This is a genomic window from Pseudomonas sp. PGPR N4, assembly GCF_059693665.1.
On the sequence record NZ_JCAUKV010000002.1, the window covers coordinates 364807 to 374965 of the forward strand.

General features: G+C 63.3%; 8 protein-coding genes. 7 read left to right on the forward strand and 1 reads right to left on the reverse strand.

Going from position 1 to position 10159, the window contains the following annotated elements:
- Positions 1 to 54 precede the first annotated feature (54 nt).
- The 4 genes from AC58X1_RS11260 (at position 55) to trxC (ending at position 7310) form a co-directional block, all read left to right on the forward strand.
- Complete coding sequence (locus AC58X1_RS11260; RefSeq protein ID WP_103435727.1) at positions 55 to 1797, forward strand: potassium/proton antiporter; 1743 nt, start codon at positions 55 to 57, stop codon at positions 1795 to 1797.
- A gap of 47 nt (positions 1798 to 1844) precedes the next feature.
- The gene (mscK, locus tag AC58X1_RS11265) at positions 1845 to 5162 is read left to right on the forward strand and encodes a mechanosensitive channel MscK (protein WP_497428843.1); all 3318 of its coding nucleotides are present in this window, start codon (positions 1845 to 1847) and stop codon (positions 5160 to 5162) included.
- 75 nt (positions 5163 to 5237) lie between these two features.
- The gene (gene selO / locus AC58X1_RS11270) at positions 5238 to 6698 is read left to right on the forward strand and encodes a protein adenylyltransferase SelO (protein ID WP_497428844.1); all 1461 of its coding nucleotides are present in this window, start codon (positions 5238 to 5240) and stop codon (positions 6696 to 6698) included.
- Positions 6699 to 6875: 177 nt separating this feature from the next.
- Positions 6876 to 7310 carry a thioredoxin TrxC gene (trxC, locus tag AC58X1_RS11275; protein WP_101315575.1) on the forward strand — a complete coding sequence of 145 codons (435 nt, stop codon included), beginning with the start codon at positions 6876 to 6878 and terminating at the stop codon, positions 7308 to 7310.
- Here trxC and AC58X1_RS11280 read toward each other — a convergent pair.
- Complete coding sequence (locus tag AC58X1_RS11280) at positions 7307 to 8080, reverse strand: ParA family protein (RefSeq protein ID WP_150571527.1); 774 nt, start codon at positions 8078 to 8080, stop codon at positions 7307 to 7309. The two genes, trxC and AC58X1_RS11280, sit on opposite strands and share 4 nt — an antisense overlap.
- Positions 8081 to 8396: 316 nt before the next feature.
- Here AC58X1_RS11280 and AC58X1_RS11285 point away from each other — a divergent pair, with 316 nt between their 5' ends.
- From AC58X1_RS11285 to AC58X1_RS11295, 3 genes are read left to right on the forward strand one after another with little or no spacing between them, the layout of a single operon-like run.
- Complete coding sequence (locus AC58X1_RS11285; RefSeq protein ID WP_256585649.1) at positions 8397 to 9116, forward strand: beta-ketoacyl synthase chain length factor; 720 nt, start codon at positions 8397 to 8399, stop codon at positions 9114 to 9116.
- Positions 9092 to 9904 (forward strand): lysophospholipid acyltransferase family protein, encoded by an 813-nt coding sequence (locus tag AC58X1_RS11290; RefSeq protein WP_259074597.1) that lies wholly within the window; start codon positions 9092 to 9094, stop codon positions 9902 to 9904. Before AC58X1_RS11285 ends, AC58X1_RS11290 begins: the two co-directional genes overlap by 25 nt.
- Positions 9879 to 10151: a phosphopantetheine-binding protein gene (locus tag AC58X1_RS11295; protein WP_101315568.1), complete on the forward strand. Its 273-nt coding sequence runs from the start codon at positions 9879 to 9881 to the stop codon at positions 10149 to 10151. Before AC58X1_RS11290 ends, AC58X1_RS11295 begins: the two co-directional genes overlap by 26 nt.
- Positions 10152 to 10159: the final 8 nt, after the last annotated feature.

Genomic DNA, 10159 nt, shown 5'->3' on the forward strand with positions numbered 1-10159 from the left:
ACGCAACCTGCGTAACAGCGCCGCCTGTCCCCCCGTTTCTCCGGAGTACCGCCCTTGGATGCAAGCACCATCAACAGCCTGTTCCTGATCGGCGCATTGCTGGTGGGTGCAAGTATTCTGGTCAGCTCGCTGTCATCGCGCCTGGGCATTCCGATTCTGGTCATCATTCTGGCGGTCGGCATGGTGGCCGGCGTCGACGGCGGCGGGATCATTTTCAACAACTACCCGACTGCCTACCTGGTGGGCAACTTGGCGCTGGCGGTAATCCTCCTCGACGGCGGCCTGCGCACACGGGTGGCGAGCTTTCGCGTAGCGCTGTGGCCGGCGCTGTCGCTGGCCACGGTCGGGGTATTGATCACCACGGCGCTGACCGGCATGGTCGCGGCCTGGCTGTTCGATCTGAGCCTGATCCAGGGCCTGTTGATCGGCGCCATCGTCGGCTCGACCGACGCTGCGGCGGTGTTCTCGCTGCTCGGTGGCAAAGGCCTCAACGAGCGGGTCACCGCCACGCTCGAGATCGAATCGGGCAGCAACGACCCGATGGCGGTATTCCTCACCGTAACCCTGATCGACATGATCGCCAGCGGCCAGACCGGCCTGCACTGGAGCCTGCTCACTCACCTGCTGCGCGAGTTCGGTATCGGCGGCCTGCTGGGTTTGGGCGGCGGCTGGCTGATGCTGCAGATGGTCAACCGCATCAACCTCGCCAGCGGCCTCTACCCGATTCTGGTAGTGGCTGGCGGGCTGGTGGTGTTTTCGCTGACCAACGCCCTGCACGGCAGCGGCTTCCTCGCGGTTTATCTGTGCGGCCTGGTGCTCGGCAACCGGCCGATCCGCAGCCGCCACGGTATTTTGCACATGCTCGACGGCATGGCCTGGCTGGCGCAGATCGGCATGTTCCTGGTGCTCGGGCTGCTGGTCACGCCACATGACCTGCTGCCGATTGCAGTGCCGGCGCTGGGCCTGGCGCTGTGGATGATCCTGGTGGCGCGGCCACTGTCGGTGCTCGCCGCGCTACTGCCGTTCAAGGCCTTCCATGACCGTGAAAAGGGCTTCATTGCCTGGGTCGGTTTGCGCGGCGCGGTACCGATCATTCTGGCCGTGTTCCCGCTGATGGCGGGGCTGCCGCAAGCGCAGCTGTTCTTCAACCTGGCCTTCTTCATCGTGTTGATCTCGCTGTTGGTGCAGGGCACCAGCCTGCCGTGGATGGCCAAGCTGCTCAAGGTCACGGTACCGCCAGACCCGGCACCAATCTCGCGCTCGGCGCTGGAGGTACACATCACCAGCGAGTGGGAGATGTTCGTCTACCGCCTCGGCGCAGAAAAGTGGTGCATCGGCGCCGCCCTGCGCGAGCTGAAGATGCCCGAAGGCACGCGGATTGCCGCGCTGTTTCGCGGCGAGCAGCTGCTGCACCCATCCGGCAGTACCGTGCTCGAAGTGGACGACATGCTCTGCGTGATCGGCCACGAGCATAACCTGCCGGCGCTGGGCAAGCTGTTCAGCCAGGCGCCACAACGTGGCCTGGACCTGCGCTTCTTTGGCGATTTCGTTCTCGAAGGCGATGCCGAACTGGGCCAGGTAGCAGCACTTTATGGCCTGCAACTGGACGGTTTGAACGCCGATATGGCGCTGGCGCAGTTCATCCGACAAAAGGTCGGAGGCGCTCCAGTAGTAGGCGATCAGATCGAATGGCACGGCACAATCTGGACGGTCGCAGTCATGGACGGGAACAAGATCGACAAAGTCGGCGTCAAATTCCCCGAAGGAACTCGCCCCGGCCCGGGCTTGTTCCTGTAGCCCTCGACTTGCCTCGTATCACACGAACCCCTGACAAGACTCTGCTTATGTCCCTGCGCGTGCACCTTCGCGCAGCCCTGCTCGGGCTGTGCCTGTCCCTCTCTTTCGGCGCCACCGCTGCCGAGGCCCCGACCACTGCCAGCGTGCAGAACAGCCTCGACAAGATCGCCGAGCGCAAGCTGCCCGAGGCTGACCAGAAGAGCCTGCAGCAAGTGCTCGAGCAGACCCTGAGCCTGCTCGCCAGCCAGCAGGACAGCGCGGCCAAGCTCAAGGCGCTGAAGCAGCAGTTGGCCGACGCGCCGCGCTTGACCAGCGAGGCCCAACGCGAGCTGGCCAAGCTCAAGGCGAGCACACCGGCTCCCGTCACCCAGCGCTATGCCAACCTGAGCGTGCCGCAACTCGAGCAACTGCTCAGCGAGCGCAGCACGCTGCAAGGCGAGCTGCAAAAGGCGCTGGCCGATGCCAACAGCCTGATGATCAGTTCGCAGACCCGCCCGGAACGGGCGCAAGCGCAGATCAGCAACAACCAGACGCGCATCCAGCAGATCAACAGCAGCCTCAAGTCCGGCAAGGACGCTGGCAAGGCCCTCTCCGCCGACCAACGCAATCAGCTCGCCGCCGAGCTCGCCTCGCTCAACGCGCAAACCCTGCTGCGCCGCCAGGAACTGGCCGGCAACGGCCTGCTGCAGGACCTGGGCAGCGCTCAGCACGACGTGCTGGTCGAGCGCACCGCGCGCCTGGAGCAGGAAATCCAGCAACTGCAGACGCTGATCAACGACAAACGCCTTGCGCAGTCGCAGCAAGCGGTGACCCAGCAATCGCTGGAAGCGCAGAAGTCCGGCGGCAGTGTCCTGCTGGCCAATGAGAGCGCCGCCAACCTCAAGCTCTCCGACTACCTGCTCAAGAGTACCGACCGGCTCAACGAGCTGACCCAGCAGAACCTCAAGACCAAAACTCAGCTCGACAGCCTGACCCAGGCCGATCAGGTGCTTGATGAACAGATCGACGTGCTCAAGGGCAGCCTGTTGCTGTCCAAGATCCTCTACAAGCAAAAACAGAGCCTGCCGCATTTGAAGCTCGACCGCGACCTGGCCGACCAGATCGCCGATATCCGCCTGTATCAGTTCGAGGTCAACCAGCAGCGCGAGCAGATGAGCAGCCCCGTCAGCTACGTCGATGGCGTGCTCGCCAGCCAGCCTGCCGAGGACGTCACGCCCGAACTGCGCAAGGCACTGTTGGAAGTGGCCATCACCCGCAGCGACCTGCTCGAACGGCTCAACCGTGAGCTTTCGGCATTGCTCAACGAATCGATCACCCTGCAGCTGAACCAGAAGCAGCTGGTCAGCACCGCTCAGGGGTTGCGCACCACCCTGGAAGAGCAGATGTTCTGGATCCCCAGCAACAAGCCGCTGGACTGGGAATGGCTGAGCAGCGTGCCCGGGCGCCTGATCGATCAGGTGGCCAACCTGCCGTGGGGTTCGGGCGTCAAGGAAGTGCTGCAAGGCCTCAGCCTGCGGCCATTGCTGTTCCTGCCGCTATTGCTGCTGATAGGAGTGCTGCAGTGGCGCCGGCGCTACTTGTATCAGCGCTTGAGCAAGGTGCATCAGGACATCGGCCACTTCAAACGCGACAGCCAGTGGCACACGCCGCAGGCGCTGCTGATCAACGTGCTGCTGGCGATGCCGCTGAGCCTGACCCTGGCCTTGTGCGCGTATATCCTCCAGGTCGATGCACGCGGGCAGAATGCCAACCTGAGTGCTGCCTTGTGGCAGCTGGCTCAGGCCTGGCTGGTGTTCTACACCGCCTACCGGATTCTCGCGCCGGGCGGCGTGGCCGAGGTGCATTTCCGCTGGCACAAGCCGCAGGTGCAGTTCCTGCGTGGCTGGGTGCGGCGTCTGGGTACCGTGGTGCTGGCGCTGGTCGGGGTGGTCGCCGTGGCCGAACACCAGCCGTCGGCGCTGGCCAGTGACGTGCTTGGCATCGGCGTAGTACTGACCTGCTATGCCTTGATGGCCTGGTTGCTCAGCCGCCTGCTGTTGAGTAGCCCGGCGCACCGCGACACGTCACTGTTTCGCAAGATCGTCGGGGTGGCCTTCACGGCGCTGCCGATGGCGTTGTTCGTGGCCGTGTGCTTCGGCTACTACTACACCGCCCTGAAACTCACCGACCGTTTGATCTACACCTTGTACCTGCTGCTGTTCTGGCTGGTGATCGAGGCAGCGTTCGTACGCGGCCTGTCGGTTGCCGCGCGGCGCCTGGCCTATCAGCGCGCGCTGAGCAAGCGCCAGGCAAGCAAGGAAGGGCTCGACGGCGAGGTGATCGTCGAGGAGCCGACCCTGGACATCGAACAGGTCAACCAGCAATCGCTGCGCCTGATCCGCCTGGCCCTGCTCGGCGGCTTCATCGGTGGCCTGTACTGGGTCTGGGCAGACCTGCTTTCGGTGTTCGCCTACCTCAACAACTTCACCCTTTACGAGTACACCAGCGGTACCGGCGCCGCCGCCAGCATGGTGCCGATCAGCCTGGGTGACCTGCTCGGCGCACTGGTGATCATCGGCATCACCTTCGCCCTGGCCGGCAACCTGCCGGGCCTGCTCGAAGTGCTGGTGCTGTCACGCCTGAACCTGGCGCAGGGCAGCGCCTATGCCACCACCACACTGCTGTCCTACGTGATTGCCGGGGTCGGTTTCGTCAGTACCTTGTCGACCCTGGGCGTCAGCTGGGACAAGCTGCAATGGCTGGTGGCTGCACTGTCGCTGGGGATTGGCTTTGGCATGCAGGAAATCTTCGCCAACTTCATCTCCGGGATCATGATCCTGTTCGAGCGCCCGGTGCGTATCGGCGACACCATCACCATCGGCAACCTGTCCGGCACGGTGAGCAAGATCCGCATCCGCGCCACCACCATCACCGACTTCGACCGCAAGGACATCATCGTCCCCAACAAGACCTTCATCACCGGCCAGTTGATCAACTGGTCGCTGACCGACACGGTCACCCGGGTCACGCTGAAACTGGGCATCGACTACGGCTCGGACCTGGACCTGGTACGTGAACTGCTGCTCAAGGGCGCACATGACAACCCGCGCGTGCTGAAAGACCCAGAACCGCTGGTGTATTTCCTCAACTTCGGCGAGAGCTCGCTGGATCACGAGTTGCGCATGCACGTGCGCGACCTCGGCGACCGCAACCCGACCCTGGACGAGATCAACCGCTACATCAGCCGCGAGTTCAAGGCCCACGACATCAAGATCTCGGTGCGCCAGGTCGAAGTGTTCCTGATGGACACCCAGGGCCACAAACAGAAGCTGATCGCCGTTGAAGGTGGCGACGGGACAAAACCCGAAGGCACTCAACCGTTCTGACTGGACTCAAACCGGCATGCACCGCACACTCGCGGCGAGGGCCTGGCCCTCGTCCGCCATGCCAGGAGCCGGCCCGTGAAAGCCCTAGACCAACTGACCTTCGACAATCGCTTCGCCCGCCTCGGCGATGCCTTCTCCACTCAGGTACTGCCTGACCCGATCGCCGAGCCGCGGGTGGTAGTGGCCAGCGAGTCGGCGATGGCCCTGCTCGATCTCGACCCGGCGCAGGCAGCGCTGCCGCTGTTTGCCGAGCTGTTCAGCGGCCACCAGTCCTGGCAAGACGCCGACCCACGGGCGATGGTCTACTCCGGGCACCAGTTCGGCGGCTATACGCCGCGTCTGGGCGATGGCCGCGGATTGCTGCTGGGCGAAGTAGTCAACGATGCCGGCGAGCACTGGGACCTGCACCTCAAGGGTGCCGGGCAAACGCCTTATTCGCGTATGGGTGATGGCCGCGCCGTGCTGCGCTCGTCTATCCGCGAGTTCCTCGGTTCCGAAGCCCTGCACGCCTTGGGCATCCCCAGCAGCCGCGCGCTGTGCGTGATCGGCTCGAGCACGCCGGTGTGGCGTGAGACCCAGGAGAGCGCGGCAATGATCCTGCGCCTGGCACAGAGCCATATCCGTTTTGGCCACTTCGAGTATTTCTATTACACCCGCCAGCCAGAACAGCAGCAGCTGCTGATCGACCATGTGCTGGAGCAGCATTACCCTGAATGCCGCAGCGCCGAGCAACCGTACCTGGCGATGTTCCAGACCATCGTCGAGCGCAACGCCGAGTTGGTCGCGCGCTGGCAGGCCTATGGTTTCTGCCATGGGGTGATGAACACCGACAACATGTCGATCCTGGGCATCACCTTCGACTTCGGCCCGTTTGCCTTCCTCGACGACTTCGACGCCAACTTCATCTGCAACCACTCTGACAATCAGGGGCGTTACAGCTACAGCAATCAGGTGCCCATCGCCCACTGGAACCTCAGCGCACTGGCCCAGGCCTTGACTCCGTTTGTCGAGGTCGAGGCACTGAAGCAGGCGCTGGGCCTGTTCCTGCCGCTGTACCAGACCCACTACCTCGACCTGATGCGCCGCCGCCTGGGCCTGACTACCGCCGAGGACGACGACCTGCAATTGGTCGAAACCCTGCTGCAACGTATGCAGAGCGGCGGCGTCGACTACACGCTGTTCTTCCGCCGGCTTGGCGATCAGCCCGCCGCAGCGGCCCTGCAGGTAGTACGCGACGATTTTGTCGATCTGGCCGGCTTCGATGCCTGGAGCGCGACCTATCTGGCCCGCTGTGAGCGCGAGCCAGCCAACGCCGAGGGCCGCCGCGAGCGTATGCATGCGGTCAACCCACTGTACGTGCTGCGCAATTACCTGGCACAGAAGGCCATCGAAGCGGCCAATGGCGGTGACTACACCGAAGTGCGCCGCCTGCATCAGGTGTTGAGCAGGCCGTTCGAAGAGCAGCCGGGCATGCAGGCCTACGCCGAGCGCCCGCCGGAGTGGGGCAAGCATCTGGAAATCAGTTGCTCGTCGTGAGTAACTTTTGAGGACGTCGGGGGGCGCTATGCGCCCCTTTCGCGACACCAGGCCGCCCCTACAGGCACCGCGTAATACCGACTTACGCGGTCAACTGTAGGAGCGGCCTTGTGTCGCGAAAGGGCTGCAAAGCAGCCCCAGAATTTCCGGTCAGAATCGCATTCATAAGGAGTCACAATGTCCGATCCACTAGTGATCCCCTGCCCACACTGCAACGGCCTCAACCGCCTGCCGGCCGAGCGCCTGAACGACACGCCCAAATGCGGCCGCTGCAAACAGGCCGTGTTGCTGAGCCGGCCGTTCGATCTGAGCGAGGCAAACTACGCCAGCCAGATCAAAGGCGATCTGCCCTTGTTGCTGGACGTCTGGGCCGACTGGTGTGGGCCGTGCAAGTCGTTCGCGCCGATCTTCACCCAGGCAGCGGCGCAACTGAGCGGTCGCTGCCGTTTGGCCAAGCTCGATAGCGAAGCCAACCGCAATCTGGCCAGCCAACTGGGCATCCGCTCGATCCCAAGCTTGATCCTGTTCAAGAACGGTCGCGAAATCAGCCGTCAGGCTGGCGCATTTCCACTCCACTCATTACTGGAGTGGCTGCGCAGCCAGGGCGTTTAGGCGTTTTCTTCGAGCAACGCGTGCAGCTCGACGAACTGCTGGGTCAGCTTGTGCCGCGGATCCAGGTGGATCAGCGGCAGGCTGGCATGGTGCGATTCGCGCATCTTCACCGAGCTGGTCAGGTACACCGGCAACACCGGCAGGCCCTCTTCGATCAGCTCATCGAGCATCTGCTGCGGCAGGCTGGCGCGTGACTGGAATTGATTGACCACGATGCCTTCGACCAGCAGGCCTTCGTTGTGGTCGTCCCTCAACTCTTCGATCTCGGCCAGCAGGCCGTACAGCGCCTGGCGCGAGAAACTGTCGCAGTCGAAGGGGATCAGCACTCGATCAGCCGCGATCAACGCTGATACCGCATAGAAATTCAGCGCCGGCGGGGTATCGATGTAGATCCGATCGTAATCCTCGTCGAGCTCTTCGAGCAATTTGCGCAGCTTGTTGATCTTGTGCTTGGCCTCGAGCTTGGGCTGCAGGTCGGCCAACTCCGCCGTGGCGGTAACCACGTGCAGGTTGTCGAATGGGGTTTCGTAGATATCGACCTTGTTCTTCTTCGAGAACGGCCCGGTCGACAGGCTCTGCTTGAAGAAGTCGGCGATGCCCATGGGGATGTCGTCGCCGGTCAGCCCGGTCAAGTACTGGGTCGAGTTGGCCTGGGAGTCCAGGTCGATCAGCAGGGTCCGGTAGCCTTCGTTGGCGCTGACCGCTGCCAGGTTGCAGGCAATGCTCGATTTGCCCACGCCACCTTTCTGATTGAATACCACGCGCCGCATGAGAGACCTCCGTGTATCAACGAATGTCCGAGTATGTGTCGAGGCCCGTGCATTGGCCAGCGCCACTTCGCTTAAGCCGCTCCAACGGCAGCTGCCATGCGGGCAGCACCGCTTGTCGGAATTTGCCTGCACCACATGTCGGCGTTGTGCAAAACGTAAATGAACTTGTCTGATGGCGATTATGTAACCAGCAATTGCTACACATCGCTGGCGCCGTGATAATGCGCGCCACTCGGCGAATATGCCAACCCTGTCAGGTCGTTGTTACGAGTCATTCCTCGGCAAGGCAGTCCTTCAGGGCGGAATAAAAAGCACCGTGATCACCTTCGATATCAGCCAATGGCGTGCCTGGGCTCCAGGCCTGGTGACGCCTGCCGACTGGCAGGCGTGGGCCCAGGGCAGCCGACACAGCTGCAGTGAAGCGGCGTCGCCAGACGTCTCGTTCCTGCCGGCCATGCAGCGCCGTCGCCTGAGCAATCTGGCGCGCATGGCCTTTGCTGTCGGCTGGCCGCTGGCTGAAGGGTACGAGGCACTGCCGCTGGTATTTGCCTCGCGTCATGGCGAAACCCCGCGCACCTTTGCCATTCTCAGTGACCTGGCTGATCAGCAACCGTTGTCGCCGACCCAGTTCAGCCTGTCGGTGCACAACGCGGTAATCGGGCTGTGGTCGATCCTGCGCGGCGAAACCAGCGAGATGACCGCCATCGCCGCCGCCGGCGATGGCCTTGAGCAGGGCCTGCTGGAGGCTGCGGCGCTGTTGGCGGAGGGCGCGCCGGCGGTGTTGCTGATCGTCTGCGAAGAACTGCCGCCGGCGGTCTACGATGCCTGGGTCGACGATGTGCCTTTCGCCTACGCCCTAGGCCTGTTGGTCACCCCGGGTCAGCAGTGGCAACTGAGCCCTGGCCCGGCAGCCACGCAGTCGTTGCCGGCCGCCCTGCCACATGCCCTGAACTGGCTGCAGGCCACACTGAACGGCGTGAATTGCTTCACTCATACCTGGAAGCGGCGGTCATGGACCTGGCAACGGCAGCCGTGAGCAAGACCCGCGATCACTACTACTGGCGCCTGCTGGCGACAGCTGCGTGCTTTTGCCTGTTTGGTCTCGGCGGCCTGTGCCTGCGCGTGCTGGTGTTTCCGTTGCTCAGTTGCCTGCCGGGCGGAGTGGTGCGTCATCGTCAACGCGCGCGCTACACCATCAGCTGGCTGTTCTGGCAGTTCGTACGGGTGATGCGGTTCAGTGGCGTGCTCACCTACCAGATCGACGGCGCCGAGCGCCTCGGCCGCCCCGGGCAGATGATCATCGCCAACCACCCCTCGCTGATCGATGTGGTGTTTCTCATCGGTCTGGTGCGTCAGGGCAATTGCGTAATCAAGCAGAGCCTGTTCGACAACCCCTTCACCCGCGGTCCGGTCAGTGAAGCGCAGTACCTGGGCAACGATGGCAGCATGGACATGCTCGACAACGCCGTGCAATGCCTGCGCGATGGCCAGCCGCTGGTGATATTCCCGGAAGGCACACGCACCCCGCCCGGCCAGGCGCCGGCCTTTCATCGCGGCGCCGCCGCGATTGCCCTGCGCGGTGCGAAGATCATCACCCCCGTAACCATCAAGGTCAGCCCGACCACCCTGACCAAGAACGAACCCTGGTACCGCATCCCTCAGCGCCGCGTGCACTTGAGCCTGAGTGTCGGCGCCGATATCGACCCACAAACGTTCGCCGCCCTCGGACCTGCGCCAAAGGCGTCGCGCGCACTCAACGATTATCTGCATCAGTACTACATCAAGGAGCTCGCCATCGATGAGCGATCCACAGCAAGACCTTAACCGTGACCTCAAGCAATTGATCATCGACGCTCTCGGCCTGGAAGACATAGCCGTGGACGACATCGACGACCAGCAACCGCTGTTTGGCGACGGCCTGGGCCTGGACTCGGTGGACGCTCTCGAGCTCGGTCTGGCGATACAGAAGCGCTATGGCATCAAGATCGACGCCGACGCCAAGGACACCCGCAACCATTTCAGCAGCGTCGCCGCACTGGCGGCGTTCGTCACTGCCCGCAACGCCGCCTGAGAACTCAC